12 protein-coding genes and 3 pseudogenes are annotated in these 16,190 nt (G+C 71.4%); 7 read left to right on the top strand and 8 right to left on the bottom strand.

Going from position 1 to position 16,190, the window contains the following annotated elements; all coding sequences use genetic code 11:
- On the top strand, positions 1–809 hold an 809-nt coding region (gene cobA, locus JM949_RS23735), incomplete at its 5' end, for a uroporphyrinogen-III C-methyltransferase (protein WP_238433753.1).
- A gap of 334 nt (positions 810–1,143) precedes the next feature.
- On the opposite strand, the gene otsB is transcribed toward cobA, so the two are convergent.
- Positions 1,144–3,705 carry a trehalose-phosphatase gene (gene otsB, locus JM949_RS23740; protein ID WP_203150543.1) on the bottom strand — a complete coding sequence of 854 codons (2,562 nt, stop codon included), beginning with the start codon at positions 3,703–3,705 and terminating at the stop codon, positions 1,144–1,146.
- A 41-nt stretch (positions 3,706–3,746) separates the two neighbouring features.
- Positions 3,747–5,147 carry an alpha,alpha-trehalose-phosphate synthase (UDP-forming) gene (locus tag JM949_RS23745; RefSeq protein ID WP_030488230.1) on the bottom strand — a complete coding sequence of 467 codons (1,401 nt, stop codon included), beginning with the start codon at positions 5,145–5,147 and terminating at the stop codon, positions 3,747–3,749.
- A gap of 305 nt (positions 5,148–5,452) precedes the next feature.
- Here JM949_RS23745 and ettA point away from each other — a divergent pair, with 305 nt between their 5' ends.
- The 4 genes and pseudogenes from ettA (at position 5,453) to JM949_RS23765 (ending at position 9,038) form a co-directional block, all read left to right on the top strand.
- Positions 5,453–7,129 carry an energy-dependent translational throttle protein EttA gene (gene ettA, locus JM949_RS23750; RefSeq protein ID WP_203150536.1) on the top strand — a complete coding sequence of 559 codons (1,677 nt, stop codon included), beginning with the start codon at positions 5,453–5,455 and terminating at the stop codon, positions 7,127–7,129.
- Positions 7,130–7,140: 11 nt separating this feature from the next.
- Positions 7,141–7,587 carry an acyl-CoA thioesterase gene (locus tag JM949_RS23755; RefSeq protein ID WP_203150537.1) on the top strand — a complete coding sequence of 149 codons (447 nt, stop codon included), beginning with the start codon at positions 7,141–7,143 and terminating at the stop codon, positions 7,585–7,587.
- Positions 7,584–8,323 (top strand): annotated as a pseudogene (locus JM949_RS23760) (hypothetical protein). The gene JM949_RS23755 and the pseudogene JM949_RS23760 overlap by 4 nt, the downstream one beginning before the upstream one ends.
- Before the next feature lie 130 nt (positions 8,324–8,453).
- Positions 8,454–9,038: a type III secretion system chaperone family protein gene (locus JM949_RS23765; RefSeq protein ID WP_203150538.1), complete on the top strand. Its 585-nt coding sequence runs from the start codon at positions 8,454–8,456 to the stop codon at positions 9,036–9,038.
- 22 nt (positions 9,039–9,060) lie between these two features.
- On the opposite strand, the gene JM949_RS23770 is transcribed toward JM949_RS23765, so the two are convergent.
- The 3 genes from JM949_RS23770 to JM949_RS23780 form a co-directional block, all read right to left on the bottom strand.
- Positions 9,061–9,450 carry a globin gene (locus tag JM949_RS23770; RefSeq protein ID WP_203150539.1) on the bottom strand — a complete coding sequence of 130 codons (390 nt, stop codon included), beginning with the start codon at positions 9,448–9,450 and terminating at the stop codon, positions 9,061–9,063.
- Positions 9,451–9,581: 131 nt separating this feature from the next.
- Entirely contained in the window at positions 9,582–10,964 is a 1,383-nt protein-coding gene (locus tag JM949_RS23775; RefSeq protein WP_203150540.1) for an MFS transporter, read from the bottom strand.
- Positions 10,965–11,195: 231 nt separating this feature from the next.
- A complete protein-coding gene (locus JM949_RS23780; protein ID WP_407664810.1) occupies positions 11,196–12,254 on the bottom strand; it encodes a mechanosensitive ion channel family protein in 1,059 nt (352 codons plus the stop codon).
- A gap of 265 nt (positions 12,255–12,519) precedes the next feature.
- On the opposite strand from JM949_RS23780, the gene JM949_RS23785 reads away from it, so the two are divergent.
- A complete protein-coding gene (locus JM949_RS23785; RefSeq protein WP_203150542.1) occupies positions 12,520–13,056 on the top strand; it encodes an HNH endonuclease in 537 nt (178 codons plus the stop codon).
- 28 nt (positions 13,057–13,084) lie between these two features.
- On the opposite strand, the gene JM949_RS37650 is transcribed toward JM949_RS23785, so the two are convergent.
- Both JM949_RS37650 and JM949_RS23790 read right to left on the bottom strand, forming a co-directional pair.
- Complete coding sequence (locus tag JM949_RS37650) at positions 13,085–13,402, bottom strand: DUF6194 family protein (RefSeq protein ID WP_309232296.1); 318 nt, start codon at positions 13,400–13,402, stop codon at positions 13,085–13,087.
- Between the two features lie 311 nt (positions 13,403–13,713).
- A pseudogene (locus tag JM949_RS23790) lies at positions 13,714–14,670 on the bottom strand (erythromycin esterase family protein); the annotation flags it as partial.
- Positions 14,671–14,754: 84 nt separating this feature from the next.
- Between JM949_RS23790 and JM949_RS23795 the strand changes: the two are divergent.
- Entirely contained in the window at positions 14,755–15,450 is a 696-nt protein-coding gene (locus tag JM949_RS23795; RefSeq protein ID WP_203150544.1) for a TioE family transcriptional regulator, read from the top strand.
- On the opposite strand, the pseudogene JM949_RS23800 reads toward JM949_RS23795, so the two are convergent.
- Positions 15,431–16,190, bottom strand: a pseudogene (locus JM949_RS23800) (class F sortase); the annotation flags it as partial. The gene JM949_RS23795 and the pseudogene JM949_RS23800 sit on opposite strands and share 20 nt — an antisense overlap.

A 16,190-nucleotide genomic window follows, 5' to 3' on the forward strand; every position in this document is an offset into this window, starting at 1 on the left:
TGCTCGCGGTCCGCCTGGCACCGGACGGGATCGCTGCGCCGCCGAACCGGCCCGACCCCGCGACCGGGCCGACCGGCGGGCGGCAGGCCGGGCGGGTGGCGCTGGTCGGGGCGGGGCCGGGTGACCCGGAGCTGATCACCGTCAAGGGCTGGCGGCTGCTCACCGAGGCCGACGTGGTGGTCGCCGACCGGCTGGTGCCCGGGCTGCTGCTGGACGAGCTGCGCCCCGACGTCGAGCTGGTGGACGCCTCGAAGATCCCCTACGGACCGTCCCGGGCCCAGGAGGAGATCAACCAGATCCTGGTCGACCGGGCCCTGGCTGGCGCCGTCGTGGTGCGGCTCAAGGGCGGCGACCCGTACGTCTTCGGCCGGGGCGGCGAGGAGTTGCTGGCCTGCGCGGCGGCCGGCGTGCCGGTGACAGTCGTGCCGGGGGTGACCAGCTCGATCGCCGCGCCGGCGGCGGCCGGCATTCCGGTCACCCACCGGTCGGTGGCGCACGAGTTCACGGTGGTCTCCGGGCACCTGGCACCCGACTCGCCAGCCTCGCTGGTGCGCTGGGACGCCCTGGCGGGCCTGCGCGGCACCCTGGTGATCCTGATGGGGCTGAAGAACCTCGCCGCCATCACCGAGACCTTGATCGCCCACGGCCGGTCGCCGCGGACGCCGGCCGCCGTCGTCCAGGAAGCCACCACCGGTACCGAGCGGGTACTGCGCTCCACCCTCGGCGCGGTCGCCGCCGACGCACTCACCGCCGACCTGCGCCCGCCCGCCGTCGTGGTGGTGGGCGACGTGGTGGTTGCCCTCGACTAGTGAGGCGACGGAGCGCGGCGGTGAACTCGGCTGGCGGTGGACCCCAGCCTCATCGAGGCCGCTGCCGTGGCGTCCCGCCATTCCGGGTGAAGAGTCACCGGCTGAGAGTCTGTTCCGACCGTGCCGGCGACGCGGGTCGGGCGTGGAGGGCGCTGGCAGCCTAGATCTTGGACAGTTTCCGTCACGCGCTAACGGAAACTGTCCAAGATTGCCAGCGGTGGCGGCTACGTGCGCGGGGGCTGGCCAAGTAGGGGTGGCGGATGATCCTAGATCGCCACCGGACAGACGACGGGCCGGAGCAACGCTGCGCCGGCCGTCGTGGTCTGTCGGTCGGCTACTGCTTGAGCATGTTGTCCAGCAGCAGGGCGCAGCGGATCAACCCGAGGTGGCTGTAGGCCTGCGGGTGGTTGCCCAGGCCGCGCTCGGCCAGCGGGTCGTACTGCTCGGGGAGCAGCCCGGTCGGGCCGGCGGTCAGCACCATCTGCGCGAACAGCTCCTCGGCGTCGGTGCGGCGACCGGTGCGCAGGTACGCCTCGATCAGCCACGCCGTGCAGATGTGGAAACCGCCCTCCCGGCCGGGCAGTCCGTCGTCCCAGTGGTAGCGGTAGACGACCGGGCCGCTGCGCAGGTCCGCCTCGATCCGCAGGACGGTGGAGAGGAAGCGCGGGTCGTCGCCCGAGAGCAGGCCGGAGAGCCCGATCCAGAGCGACGAGGCGTCCATGTCCTCGTCCCCGTACGCGACGCTGTACGCCTCGACGTCGGAGTGCCAACCGTGCTCCAGCACGTTGGCGCCGATCCGGTCGCGCAGGTCCTTCCACTCGGGTCGGTCCTCGCCGCCGTGCTGGCGCATCACGTGCAGCGCCCGGTCGACGGTCATCCAGCACATCACCTTCGAGAAGACGTGGTGCCGGGGTGGCAGCCGGGCCTCCCAGATGCCGTGGTCGGGCTCGTGCCAGCGGCGGCGGACCGCCTCCACCATGTTCTCCAGGACCCGCCACTCGTCCTCACGGACCGACCCGCGGGCGTCGGCGACGGCCGCGATCAGGTCGGCGATCGGGCCGAAGACGTCCAGTTGCAGCTGGTGGTTGGCGAGGTTGCCGACCCGGACCGGGCGGGAGCCGGCGTACCCGGGCAGGGTGTCGATCACCGCCTCGGCGCCCAGCTCGTAACCGTCGATGGTGTAGAGCGGGTGCAGCCGCTCCGGGTGCCCGCCGGTGCGCTCGATGCAGCCGTCCACCCAGCGCAGGAACGCCTCGGCCTCCTCGATGGAGCCCAGGTCGACGAGCGAGCGGGCGGTCAGCGCTGCGTCGCGCAGCCAGCAGTAGCGGTAGTCCCAGTTGCGGACGCCGCCCAGCTCCTCGGGGAGGGAGGTGGTCGCCGCGGCCAGGATCGAGCCGGTCGCCTCGTGGCAGAGCCCGCGCAGGGTGAGGGCGCTGCGCGCGACCAGGTCACGGGAGGTCGACGGCAGTCGCAGCGAGGCGACCCAGTCCTTCCACGGCTGCTCGGCGGCGGCCTGCCGCTCGTGGATCGGCACCCGGTGGTGCTCCAGGCTGTGCGTGCCGAAGCGCAGCTCCAGCACCACCTGCCCACCCGCGGCGGAGAGGTCGACGACCGCCTTGGCGGTCTCGTACCCGCCGTCGTTGCCGACCTCCCACTGCACACCGGGGGAGTAGAGCGCGACCGGCTCGTTGGAGCCGAGCACCAGCAGGCCGTCGCCGAGTGGCTGCAACTGCACGGCCACCTGACCGAACTCGGGCCTCGGCGCGAACTCCACCCGGGCCTTGCCGCTGCCGGTGAGCACCCGGACCAGGGTCGAGTCACCGGTGACGACCGCCGGGCCGTCCGGGGTGGTCTCCTTGACCGGCTTGTCCAGCCAGTCGGTCACGGTGAGCCCGGACCACCGGGTCTCCACAGTCATCGTGCCGGAGCGGTAGCGCTGGCCCAGCGGGATGCCGCCGCGCTCCGGAGCGATGCTGAAGTGACCGGCCGGGCTGCCACCGACCAGGTCGGCGAAGATCGCCGCCGAGTCCGGCTTGGGGTGGCAGAGCCAACTCACCTTCGCCTCGGGGGTGAGCAGCGCGACCGTACGACCGTTGGCCAGCATGGAGTGCCGCTCGATCGGCACCGCACGCTCGCCGAACAACCAGTGCCGCCGGGTCTCCAGCAGCAGCCCCAGGGCCCGCGCGGCCTCCAGCGGGTCGCCCACCCGGTAGTCGGCCTGGGTGTCCCCGGGGCCGATCTTGATGCCGAGGTCGGGCCCGTGCAGGTTGCCGAACGCGTTCTCGTCGGTGATGTCGTCGCCGATGAACAGCACCGCGCTGGCGGCCAGCTGGGTGCGCAGTTGGTCGACAGCGGTGCCCTTGTGGGTGGCCACGACGGAGAGCTCGATGACCTCCTTGCCCTGGGTCACCGTGACGCCGTCGAAGGTGGCCGGGCCGTTGCGGACCGCCTCGATGGCCGCGGCGGCCACCTGCGGGTCGACCCCCCGGGTGTGCATCGCGACGCTCGCCGGTTTGCGTTCCAGCCGGATGCCCGGGTGCTCGGCGGCGATCTCGCGCAGCGCGTTGCGGACCTGGGTGCGGACCGCGACCAGCTCGGGGGAGAGCCGTTCGACGAAGCCGATGTCGAACTCGGAGCCGTGGCTGCCGACGAGGTGCACCTCGCTGGGCAGCCGGGAGAGGGCGGCCAGGTCGCGCAGCGCCCGGCCGGAGACCACCGCCACGGTGGTCTGCGGCAGCGCGGCGAGCGCGCGGACCGCGGCCACCGCCTCGGGTAGCGGGACGGCGGTGCTCGGGTCCTCCACGATCGGCGCCAGTGTGCCGTCGTAGTCGCAGGCGACCAGGAGTTGGGGGACCCGGGCGATCCGGCCGATGGCGGAGCGCAGCTCGGGGTCCATCACCCCGGTGGCGACTGCCGCCCCATCGTTGACGGAGGTGTTCACTCGGCCTCCGCCTCGGGAACTCCCAGCTCCGAGAGGAACGACTTGGCCCAGTGGCCCACATCGTGGGTGCGCAGGTGACGTTGCATGGTCCGCATCCGGCGGCGTGCCTCGGTTTTCTCCACGTGCACTGCCCGGAGCAGGGCGTCTTTGACCGCGTCCGGGTCGTGCGGGTTACACAGAAATGCCTGACGAAGCTCGGTGGCCGCGCCGGCGAACTCACTGAGCACGAGCGCCCCGCCCTGGTCGGCACGAGACGCTACGTATTCCTTTGCCACCAGGTTCATGCCGTCGCGCAGCGGGGTCACCATCATCACGTCGGCAGCAACGTACATGGCGGCAAGTTCACTGCGACTGTACGACTGATGCAGATAATGCACCGCCGGCACGCCGACCCTGCCAAACTCACCGTTGATCCGACCAACCTCGCGCTCTACCTTGACTCGAAGTGCCTGGTAGTGCTCGACGCGTTCGCGGCTGGGCGTGGCGACCTGCACCATAACCGCGTCGGGAACTGTCAACTTTCCGTCAGCGAGCAGTTCCCGGAAGGCCTTGAGGCGCAGCTCGATCCCCTTGGTGTAATCCAGCCGGTCCACGCCCAGGATGATCGTCTTCGGGTCGCCCAGCTCGGCGCGGATCTGCTTGGCCCGGGCCTGGATCGCCGGGTCGGCGGCCATCCGCTCCATCTCCTGGGTGTCGATCGAGATGGGGAAGGCGCCTGCCTTCACCTGCCGACCGTCGACCTGGATCATCTGCCCCTCGTAGCGCAGCCCGAGCAGATGCCGGGCCAGCCGGACGAAGTTCTGCGCGGCCAGCCGCTGCTGGAAACCGACCAGGTCGGCACCGAGCAGGCCGCGCAGGATCTCGGTGCGGAACGGCATCTGCATGAACAGCTCGATCGGCGGGAACGGGATGTGCAGGAAGAACCCGATCCGCAGGTCCGGGCGTAGCTCACGGAGCATCGCCGGGACCAGCTGAAGCTGGTAGTCCTGCACCCAGACCGTCGCGCCCTCGGCCGCCACGTCGGCCGCGGCCTCCGCGAACCGGGCGTTGACCAGGCGGTACGCCTCCCGCCAGCGACGCTTGTAGGCAGGTGTCTCCACCGCGTCGTGGTAGAGCGGCCAGATCGTCGCGTTGGACTGGCCCTCGTAGTAGCGCTCCAGCTCCTCGGCGCTGAGCGGAACCGGGTGCAGCCGGATGCCCTCCAGGTCGAACGGTTCGGGGGCGGCGCCGGTGCCACCGGCCCAGCCGACCCAGGTGCCCTGGTGTTCGGCGAGTACGGGATGCAGCGCGGTGACCAGCCCGCCCGGGCTGCGTCGCCACTGCCGTCCCTCGGGTGTGCTCACCTCGTCGACCGGCAGACGATTCGCCACTACGACAAAGGAGCTACGGACGGTCACGATCGGCCACCTCCGGGTACTGACGGGTCCACCGCGCTGAGCGTACTGAGCGTAGCTGCGGCGTCTTGTGCCTCGTGCCGGAGTCTCCTACCCGCGTCGGTCTGGCCGAATCCTGGAGGTGATCTTGTCGACATGGTCGCTCCCGCTACTCCTCGGGCGGGGTGATGTGGGCGAAGCGCGCCGTACCTGTCAGGATTGACGACGGCGTGCGCGCGGCCGGCTCCCGGCCGGCGGCGGCGGGCGGTCCTCGCAGCCCGCGCCGCGCCGCCGATCAGCGACAGCAACCGACGGAGGTAGCCCGCACCGTGGCCCAGTACATCTACGTTCTGGAAAAGGCGCGCAAGGCGCACGGCGACAAGGTCGTGCTCGACAACGTCACGTTGAGCTTCCTGCCGGGGGCCAAGATCGGTGTGCTCGGCCCCAACGGCGCCGGTAAGTCCAGCCTCCTCAAGATCATGGCAGGGCTGGACAAGCCGAGCAACGGCGAGGCCCGGCTCATGCCCGGCTACACCGTCGGCATGCTCGCCCAGGAGCCCCCGCTCAACGAGGCCAAGACCGTGCTCGGCAACGTCGAGGAGGCGGTCGCCGAGACCAAGGCCAAGCTGGAGCGGTTCAACAAGATCGCCGAGCAGATGGCAACCGACTACTCCGACGAGCTGATGGAGGAGATGGGCAAGCTCCAGGAGGAGCTCGACCACCTCGACGCCTGGGACGTCGACTCCAAACTCGAACTGGCCATGGACGCGCTGCGCTGCCCGCCGCCGGACGCCGACGTGACCCAGCTCTCCGGTGGAGAGCGTCGCCGGGTCGCGCTCTGCAAGCTGCTGCTGGAGGCGCCCGACCTGCTGCTGCTCGACGAGCCCACCAACCACCTGGACGCGGAGAGCGTCTCCTGGCTGGAGCAGCACCTGGCGAAGTACGCCGGCACCGTCATGGCGATCACCCACGACCGGTACTTCCTCGACAACGTGGCCGGCTGGATCCTGGAGCTGGACCGCGGCCGGGCCATCGGGTACGAGGGCAACTACTCCACCTACCTGGAGAAGAAGGCCGCCCGGCTGGCCGTCGAGGGCCGCCGCGACGCCAAGATGAAGAAGCGCCTCACCGAGGAGCTGGACTGGGTCCGCTCCAACGCCAAGGCCCGGCAGACCAAGTCCAAGGCCCGCCTGGACCGGTACGACGAGATGGCCAGCGAGGCGGAGAAGACCCGCAAGCTGGACTTCGAGGAGATCCAGATCCCGCCGGGTCCGCGCCTGGGCAGCACTGTGATCGAGGCGAACAACCTCAGCAAGGGCTTCGGTGACCGGCTGCTGATCGACAACCTGTCGTTCTCGCTGCCGCGCAACGGCATCGTCGGCATCATCGGCCCCAACGGCGTCGGCAAGACCACCCTGTTCAAGACCATCGTCGGGCTGGAGCAGCCGACCGGCGGGTCGGTCCGGGTCGGTGAGACGGTCTCGCTGTCGTACGTCGACCAGAACCGGGAGGGCCTCAACGGCGACAAGACGGTCTGGGAGGTCGTCTCCGACGGGTTGGACTACCTCATGGTCGGCAAGGTCGAGATGCCGTCGCGGGCGTACATCGCCGCGTTCGGTTTCAAGGGGCCGGACCAGCAGAAGCCGACGAAGGTGCTCTCCGGCGGTGAGCGCAACCGGCTCAACCTGGCGCTGACCCTGAAGATCGGCGGCAACGTCATCCTGCTCGACGAGCCGACCAACGACCTGGACGTGGAGACCCTCTCCAGCCTGGAGAACGCGCTGCTGGAGTTCCCCGGCTGCGCCGTGGTCATCTCGCACGACCGGATGTTCCTCGACCGGGTCGCCACGCACATCCTGGCCTGGGAGGGCGACGACCAGGACCCGGCCAGGTGGTTCTGGTTCGAGGGCAACTTCGAGGCGTACGAGAAGAACAAGATCGACCGCCTCGGCGCGGAGGCCGCCCGGCCGCACCGGGTGACCTACCGCAAGCTGACCCGCGACTGACCGGCCGAGACGTGTCTGACCGGTTCATCTACCACTGCACCCTGCGCTGGTCCGACCTGGACGCGTACGGCCACGTCAACAACTCGCGCTTCCTCACCCTCTACGAGGAGGCGCGGGTCGCGTTGATGTTCGCTGGTGGCCGCGCGTGGGGCGTCGGCTCGTTCGCCGACGGGGTGGTGATCCGCCGCCACGAGGTCGACTACCTGCGCCCGGTCGACTACGCGCTGGGCCGGGCCACCGCCGAGGCCGCGCCCACGGTCCGGATCGAGCTGTGGGTGGAGGAGATCCGGGCCGCCTCGTTCACCGTCGGGTACGAGTTGTACGACGGTGAGGTGCTGGCCAGTCGCGCCCGTTCGGTGCTGGTGCCGTTCGACCTGACCCGCCAGGTGCCCCGGCGGGTCAGCACCGAGGAGCGGGACTTCCTGCTCACCTACGCACCGCAGGGCGGCGGGACGTGACCCGGCCGGGCACGGCTGAGCCGGGCCGGGTGGCGGCGTCGACGCCCACCCATGGTGTCGCCGGGGTGCCGGACGCGGGTGCCTTCCTGGCCCGGCTGGTCCGGTTGGATCCGGTCGCACCGGTCCGACTACGGCCGGCCGGCGCGCCGGGCCGGGTCGCCCTGTGGGCCCGGCTGCGTGGCAGGTCCTGGTGGTCCGCACGGTGGCCGGCGAGCGGGCTGACGGTGCCGCCCAGGACGTCACGGTGGCCGCCGCGGAGCTGGCTGGCCGAGCTGGAGCGCGGCGGTGCGACCCTGCCGGCCCGCCGGGACGCCCAGTGGCGGTGGCCGCTGCCGCCAGCGGGTAGCCGGCAGGTGGAGGCGTTGCCCGTCGCCGAGCTGCGGCGATCGCGGACGCGCCGGCGGGCACCCTGCGGACGGCGAGCGAGCAGGGTGTGGCTGGCCGGGCGGTGGGGCAGCGGGTGTTGCGCGACGCGCTGCTCGACCACGTGGCGGTGCTGGTCACTCCGGACGGGACGCCCGCCGCGCCGGTGGAGGTGCCGCAACGGCTGGTGCAGGGGCTGGTCCGGATGGGTTTCCTCGGTGCGGCTGACGGCTCGGCCGCCGGCGGTGCGGCTGCCGTTCAGGTGCGGGTGGCCGGTCGTTGGGTGGGGCTGGTGGGACCGCACGGAGCGGCGTGGTTGCAGAAGGCCACGGATCTTGCCGTGACACCCCTGAAAAATCATCCGAACGGATGACCCTGGCTCGTTCTTCTGGGCCGGGGCGGTCGTTGGGGGGGTGCTTCAACCCGACTGTCCGGGTACCGTCCATCCTCGATCCAACGCACCGTAGGCGACTGGATCCGCTGGGGAGTGAGGTGCGCGAGCGATGCCGTGGTGGTCATGGCGCCCCGGTCCCGCCGACGGCGGCGATCCGGAAACCCGAAGCGGGATCACGATCGAGAGCGCGGTCCGGATCGGGCCGCCCAGCCCCCGCCAGCCGGGGGACGACTGCCCGTCCAACGAGCGGCCCGTGCTGACCGAGATGCCCGCCACCGTCGAGCCGGTGAGCCTGCGTCGGGTCTGTGACGCACTCGACCTGCTCGACGTGCGCTATCTGGCGGACGGCGACGGCAACCTGCTGGCCATGTGGGAGCGGCACGCCGTGCTGGTCACCCTCGAAGGTCCAGAGGACGAGATCCTCGTGATGCGGGCCCGTCCGCACGCGACGGTCCCGCCGGACTGGGCCGACCGGGCGTACCGGGTGGTCAACGAGTGGAACCACACCCGCCGGTTCTGCAAGGCGTACATCGGCGACCCGACCGAACGCGGGCAGCTGCCGATCTACGCCGAGCTTCAGGTGCCGCTCGGTGCCGGCACCCACGACGCGCTGCTGGTCGAGATGCTCGACTGCGGCGCGGCGGTCGCCACCAGCTTCGTGGACTGGCTGCACGACGAGGGCGCGCTGCTCTGAGGTGGCCCGGCCACGGGGTGGTTCAGACCCCGCCGGCCGGGTCCTCCATCACGTTGACCATGAAGTACGCGGCCCGCTCCAGGTAGTCCCAGAGGGCCGTGGCGACCTCCGGCTCCAGGTCGAGTCGGTCCACCGCGCGGCGCATGTGCAGCAGCCAGGCGTCCCGCTCCGCCGGACCGATGCGAAAGGGCGCGTGCCGCATCCGCAGTCGCGGGTGGCCACGCTGGGCGGAGTAGGTGTTGGGGCCACCCCAGTACTGCATCAGGAAGAGCGTCAGCCGATCCGCGGCCGGGCCCAGGTCCTCCTCCGGGTACATCGGCCGCAGCAGGGGATCGGTGGCGACACCGACGTAGAACTCGTCCACCAGCTTGCGGAAGGTGGGTTCGCCGCCGACCGCTTCGAAGAGGGTCATCGACGCACCGGGACGGTCGGACTCGCCTGCGGGGTTCACCGTTCCATCCTGCCAGCTGCGCTCCGCGCCGGCCCGACCCGCACACCGTGCGTCGGATCACGTCGGTCACCGGCTGCGGCCCGCCCGTGGGGTCAGCTGACCGCGTGCCGGCGGTGGCTGTCGTCCGCGCGCGGATCGCTGGTGTCCGCCGCCGTGTCGTCCTCGACGGGGCCGCTCGCCTCGGTCGTCGGGCCCGCGTTGGCCGCCGAGGCGGCGGCGATGGCGTCGTCCACCGTTTTCGAGTCGGGCCAGCGCAGCGCGGCCACCACCATCAGCACCACCCCGGCCGCGCTCCACACCCCGACCACCACCGGGATGGGGAAACGTTCGGAGAGCACGCCGGTGACCAGCACCGATAGACCCTGGATGACCTGGACGCCGGTCGCCATCACGCCGAAGGCGCGGGCCCGGAACCCGTTCGGCAGCGCCTGGACGAACAATCCGTTGGCCATCGGCAGCATGCCGGCGACCGCGAACCCGCAGACGGCGGCCAGCAGCGCCACCACCAGCGGTGAGGGGTCGAGCAGCGACGGCACCAGCACCAGCGGGGCGAGCACCGCGAGTGGTCGCATCAGCTTCAGCCGGCGGGTCGGCCCGAACAGGCGGCTCACCAGCAACCCGCCGAGGATGAAGCCGACCGGGTTGGCCACCATGATCGCTGCTTGCGCGGTGCCCGCGCTCACCGCGCCGCGGCTCTCCTCGTTGGCCCAGGCGGCGGCCAGCCCCTCCGGGACGATGGAGAAGAGCATGGCGCTGAACACGAGCACCGCGATGGCCCGCAGCACCGGTGTGCCGAACACGATGGCGAAGCCCTGGCGGGTTTCCCGCAGCAGGTGACTGCGTTGTGCCGGGTTCGTCATCGCCGGGCGGTGGCGAACCCCGAAGCGGAGCAGCAGCGCCGAGAGGCCGAAGGTGGCGGCGTTGAACAGCAGCGCCACCTCGGGGTCGATCGCGGCGACGGCCGCGCCGAACACGTACCCGACCACCTGGGCGGCCTGCCCGATGCTGCTGTTCAGCGACAGGCCCACCACCAGCCGGTCCCCGGCGAGCATCTGCGGCATCAGCGCGGACTTCGCCGCCTGGCTCGGCGGGTTGGCCAGCGTGGCGGCGAAGATGAGCATCAGCACTGCCTGGTACGGCAGGGTCGGGAGGGCGATGAGCAGCATCAGCGCCATCCGGATGAGGTCGCAGGCCACCATCACCCGTCGGTACGGGTACCGCTCCGCGAGCGCGGCGAGCACCGGACCGCCGAGCAGCCAGGGCAGGAAACTGACCGCGAAGGCCGCCGCGGAGAGCGCGACCGACCGGGTCTGTTGGTAGACGAGGAGGGTGACCGCAGCCTTGGCGACGTAGTCGCCGACCCAGGAGAGAGCACCGGCCACGAACACGGCCCGGAACTCGCGCTGGGCGAACACTTCGCGAAAGGTAGCGGGGCCTTCCGCGGAAGGTCGCTCGTCGGGCACCGTCGCCTCCATCGGCCCCGGGTTGGCCGCTCGTGGCAGCCCGGCCAGAAGCTCTCTCAGATCTACGGATCAACGAGGACGTGATCACGTGTGAACGGGAACGCGTGCTCCGGATTCTGCCCGATCGTCCGACAACTGGCTAGGCCGAACGGGTCGTTCGTCGCTTCCCCGACTGAACGAACGGACGATACCTGAGGGCCGGGCGGCCCGCGACCCCTGAATTCGCGGGCAGTATCGCCTGGGTCAGGTGGCGCCGCCCTGACCAGTCTCCCCATCGGACAACGGTCGGGTCGGTAGGCCGGGATAGATGCGGGCCGCCGCGATCTGCGCGGTGATCCCGGAATTCTCCAGCGCCTCCGCGAGCCGCCGACGCAGCTCCCGGCCCACCGCGAACTGCCCGTCCGCGGTCGTCTTCACCACCGTCCGGATGACCGCGCCGTCCACCGTCACCTGCTCGACACCCAGCACGTCCGGCGCCTCCACGATCTCCGGCGACAGCTCCGGGTCCATGGCGACCGAGGCGGCCGCGGTCCGCAGGACGGCGGTGGCCTCCTCGGTGCTGCTGAAGCCGATCGGCAGATCCACCACCACGAGCGCCCAGCCCTGGCTCTTGTTGCCCACCCGGATGATCTCGCCGTTGCGGATGTACCAGAGCACCCCGCGACCGTCGCGCACTGTGGTGACCCGCAACCCGACCGCCTCGACGACACCCATCGCCTCGCCCAGGTCGACGTTGTCGCCCACCCCGTACTGGTCCTCGATCAGCATGAAGAGGCCGGCGATCAGGTCCTTGACCAGGCTCTGCGCGCCGAAGCCCAGCGCGACGCCGGCGATCCCGGCGCTGGCCAGCAGCGGAGCCAGGTCGAAGCTGAACTCGCGCAGGATCATCAACAGTGCGATGCCGAAGACGAAGGCCGTGGTCATGCTGCGCAGCACGGACCCGATCGCCTCGGCCCGCTGCCGCCGCCGCTCGGGCACGAACTCGGCCGGGTCCGCCGCGGCGGTGGGCACCCGTTCCCGCAGCGGGCGCAGCATGGTCGGCACCGCGCCGTCGGTGGTGGTGCGGACCAGCCGGTTGATCGTCCGGTGCAGCGCCCAGCGCGCCACCATCGCCAACACCACGATCAGCAGCACCCGCAGCGGCTTGAGCAGGATCCAGTAACTGCCCTCGGCGAACCAGGACGACCTGGTGATGTCGTAGATCCACTCGCAGGAGGTGCTGCCCTGACAGTTCACCGATCCGGCGGTGGACAGGGCAAGGGGGGTCACGCTGGCGGCACTCACCCTGTCTTCGTACCGCAAGGAGTCCGAGCCCTCGCCGTCGACCCACCGGCCGGGTGACCTGCCGCCGAGGGCATGGCCGGAACGGGGCGAACCGGCCATCGTGACAGGTGCGGGAAACAGCTTCCTGAGGGACCCCGGATTAGTACGTGCAATCCGGGGTCCGATCAGGGACTATTGGCGCAACGGACGTCGGTGATCGGCCGACGTCGACCGGGTGGGCCCCTGTGCCCGGCCCCGGTCGGCGGCGGTTGGCAGCAGCCGCTGAACCGGGAGGGTGAGCGCGATGCCTGACATACGACCCACGGTGGGCTCCGGCGCGTTGGTCCTCAACGCCACCTACGAGCCGCTGTGTGTCGTGTCGGTGCGCCGCGCCGCGATCCTCGTCCTCTCCGCCAAGGCGGTCTGCGTCGCCGATGGTGACGGCATCCTGCACAGCGCCCGGGACGCGCTCCCGGTGCCGTCCGTGGTCCGGTTGACTCGTTTCGTCCGGGTGCCGTACCGAACACACGTCGGGTTGTCCCGCCGGGCGATCTTCGCCCGGGACGGCTGGCGGTGCGCCTACTGTCGGGGCCCGGCCGAGACCATCGACCACGTCTTCCCACGCAGCCGGGGCGGCCGGCACGCCTGGGAGAACGTGGTCGCCGCTTGTGCCCGGTGCAACCACACCAAGGGTGACAAGACCCCGGCCGAGATGGGGTGGCGGTTGAACGCCCTGCCGGCCGCGCCGAAGGGCACCGCCTGGCGGGTGCTCGGGCACCGCGCCCCCGACCCCCGCTGGGCCGACTGGCTGGACCTGCGCGAGCCCGAGGCAGCCGCCTGACCCGCGCGCAGCGCGGTGCGGACGAGGATCACTCCGGCTGGTCGACTGCCCGTCGTGCCGCGCGTTCGTGGCGGTCCACCGCTCTGCGGTGCGCGATCGCCAAAAGCTGGTCGATCTCGGGTAGCAGCTGCGGACCGGGCATGACGATGCTGCCGAAGCCGTACAGCGCGTAGCTCGGGTGCGGCAGGAGAGTGTCCAGCCGGGCGAAGTCGAAGCTGTCCCGGTGAGCCTCGAAGTCCCTGGGCGGGAAGCCGAACCGCCGCTCGAACTCGGCTCGGCCCAGGTCCAGGTTGAGGCGGAAGACACCGGGGCGGTCGAGCTGCGCTGCCTCGTCGAAGCCGGGCACGTCGTGCTCGACGATCGTGGCGAACGGCTGGCGGCGTCCGGACCGACGTAGAAGAACCGGTCGCCCCAGGCGCCCTCGGGTGATCCGATCTCCTCGTTCGCCACCACCTGCTCGACGCCGGGCAGGGTCAGGATCCGGTCGGCGAGCACCGTCGGGTCGACGCCGGTGGGGATGTGCAGCACCGCGTCGGCGTGTTCCAGGGCGGCCTGGTCCAGCGGGGCGTAGCGGTAGTCGTGCTCCCGGCGTTCCGCCGCTCCGATGTCGGACGCTCGGAGGTACGCCGGGAAAGCGGTCCGCTGCTGGAGCCGACCTTCGTACGTCGACGTCGAGGGTGCGCCGATGCCGAGCGCGGGGCTCGCGCCGAGGCTGCCGACGATCACCGCGTACCGGTCACCGAGCAGCGACGCGACGATCGCGCCGGCACCGGCCCACGACACCTGCGCGCCGTCGATCGTCATCGTGCCCGGGTGGCGTTGCAGGTGCGTGTTGTGCGCGAAGACCAGCGTGGGCCCGCGGTGTGCCTCGGCCGCCCGGATCGCGAGCAGGTTCTCGGCCATCAGCGCGTCCCGGACCCCGGCCAGCCGGGCGAAGCGTTCTTTCCGCGCCAGTGGAGCGGCGGCCGCGGCGTGGTACCGCAGCACCGCGATCGCGGATGTGACGTGCACGAACGCCGACGACCAGCCCTCGGACCGCCAGGCTGCCCGCAGGTACAGCTCGGTCAGCAGGTCGTCGGCGATCACCCGCAGCCGCTGGGCGTCGGCCGAGCGCCCGACCGACCGGCCGGGCGTCCAGATCGCGGCCGGGTCGCTCCACCGCTCCTCGTCCCCGATCAGGTCGTCGATCTCCGCTGCCCCGTCGAGGCCGAGGAAGTCACAGACCCGGGCCAGGTGACGCCGGGGGCTTGGTGCGCTCTCCAGCTCCAGCGGGGCGTCGAACCCGTGGAACCGCAGGCGTTCGGCCACCGGCCGGCCGGCGTTCCACTCGCGCATCCGCAGCAGCAGGTCGCGGTTGGCCGGGGCCGCGCCGAACCCGTGGCTGAACCCCTCGGTGAGCGCACTGTCGAGCGGCACTGCGGCGCCCTGCACGAACTCGTCCGCGAGCAACCCGGCGGCCCGGTCGCTCTCCAGCGCGATCGACCGGTAGCCATGCCCGGCCAGGGTCAGGAAGGCCTCGTTGCGGACCTGGAGGAAGGCGGACTCGCCATGTGTCGGCTCGCCGAGCGCGAGCAGGTCCGGCGAGCCGGCGAGCAGGTCAGAAAGGGAGATCATTGCATCAACCGTATCGTTGAACCGCCCGTTGAGACCTGGCGCCGAAGGAGCGCGGTGACAGCCACCAAACCCTCAAACCGCACTGTGTACCGGCCAGTCGATCTGGCGCGCCGGCACGGCCTGTCCGCGCAGGCGGTCCGCAACTACGAACGGGACGGCGTCCTACCGCCGGCCGAGCGCACCTCGCACGGCTACCGCCGGTTCACCGAGGCACACGTCAAGGCGTTGAACGCCTACCTCGCGCTGGTCGTCGGCCACGGTCACGCGGCCGGTGGCGACATCATGCGCGCCGTCAACCGGGGCGAGATCGACACGGCGCTGCGCACCATCGACCAGAGTCATGCCCTCCTGCAGCGGGATCGAGAGACCCTGGACGCGGTCGAGACGGCGGTCCTGACCCTCACCGAGACGACGCCGGCACCGCAGCACCGGGCAGTCGTGCCGATCAGCGTGCTGGCGCACCGGCTCGGGGTGCGACCCGCGACCCTGCGCAAGTGGGAGCAGAGCGGGATTCTGCGACCGCGGCGCGAGACCACGACCCGGCACCGCGTCTACGCACCGACCGACGTCCGCGACGCCCAACTCGCCCACCTGCTGCGTCGGGGCGGATACCGGCTCGACCACATCGCCACCGTGCTGGGTCAGGTGCGGCAGGCCGGCGGCGCCGAACCGCTCGCCGGGTCGCTCGGTCAGTGGCGGAGACGGCTCACCGAGCGGGGCCGGGCCATGCTCACCGGGGCCGCGCGGCTCGCCGAGTACCTCAACCACCACGAGCCTTGACCAACGAGGCGAAGACCACGACGTTGTCCGAGTAGCCGCGCTCGCCGCCGACCCACTGACCACCGCAGGTGATCAGTCGAAGGCTCGGCCGGCTGAAGTCCCCGTACACCTGGTCCACCGGCAGTCGGTCCTTGTCGAACCGGTCCACCGAATTCACCTCGAAGACCGCCACGCTCCGGTCGGTGCGCGTGACCTCGATCTGGTCACCGGAGCGCAGCTCGCGGAGTTTGTGGAAGACCGCCGGTCCGCTGGTGGTGTCGACGTGCCCGACGATCACCGCCGGCCCGTACTGACCGGGGGTGGGCCCCTGGTCGTACCAGCCGGCCTCCTGGGCGCGGGCCGCGTCCGGGACGGCGATCGTGCCGTCCGCGGCGATGCCCACCTCGTGCACGGGTGCCCGCAGGTCGATCTTCTCGATGGCGAGGGTGGTCGGCCGGCTGGCCGACAGCACCGGGAACTTCTTCGGCGGCGGTCGCAGGCCGGCGCTGAGCCGGTCCGGCAGCAGGCTCATCCCGGTCACCCGCTCGACGCCGAGCATCGCCACGATCAGCACCATCAGCGCGGCGATGGCCAGCACCGGCAGTCCCGGGCTCGTGCCGAACCGGTGTCGGGCCGACGAGGGCCCGGCCGGGCGTCGCCGGGGCAGCGGCCGGGTGGCCGGATCGGTGGTGGCGACGCTGGCGACCACGTCTGCCCGGCGACCCGGCGCAGGCGGGCGGAGGCGCGCGCCACCAGCCGGC

The sequence above is a fragment of the Micromonospora tarensis genome (assembly GCF_016803395.1).
Taxonomy (GTDB): Bacteria; Actinomycetota; Actinomycetes; order Mycobacteriales; family Micromonosporaceae; genus Micromonospora; species Micromonospora tarensis.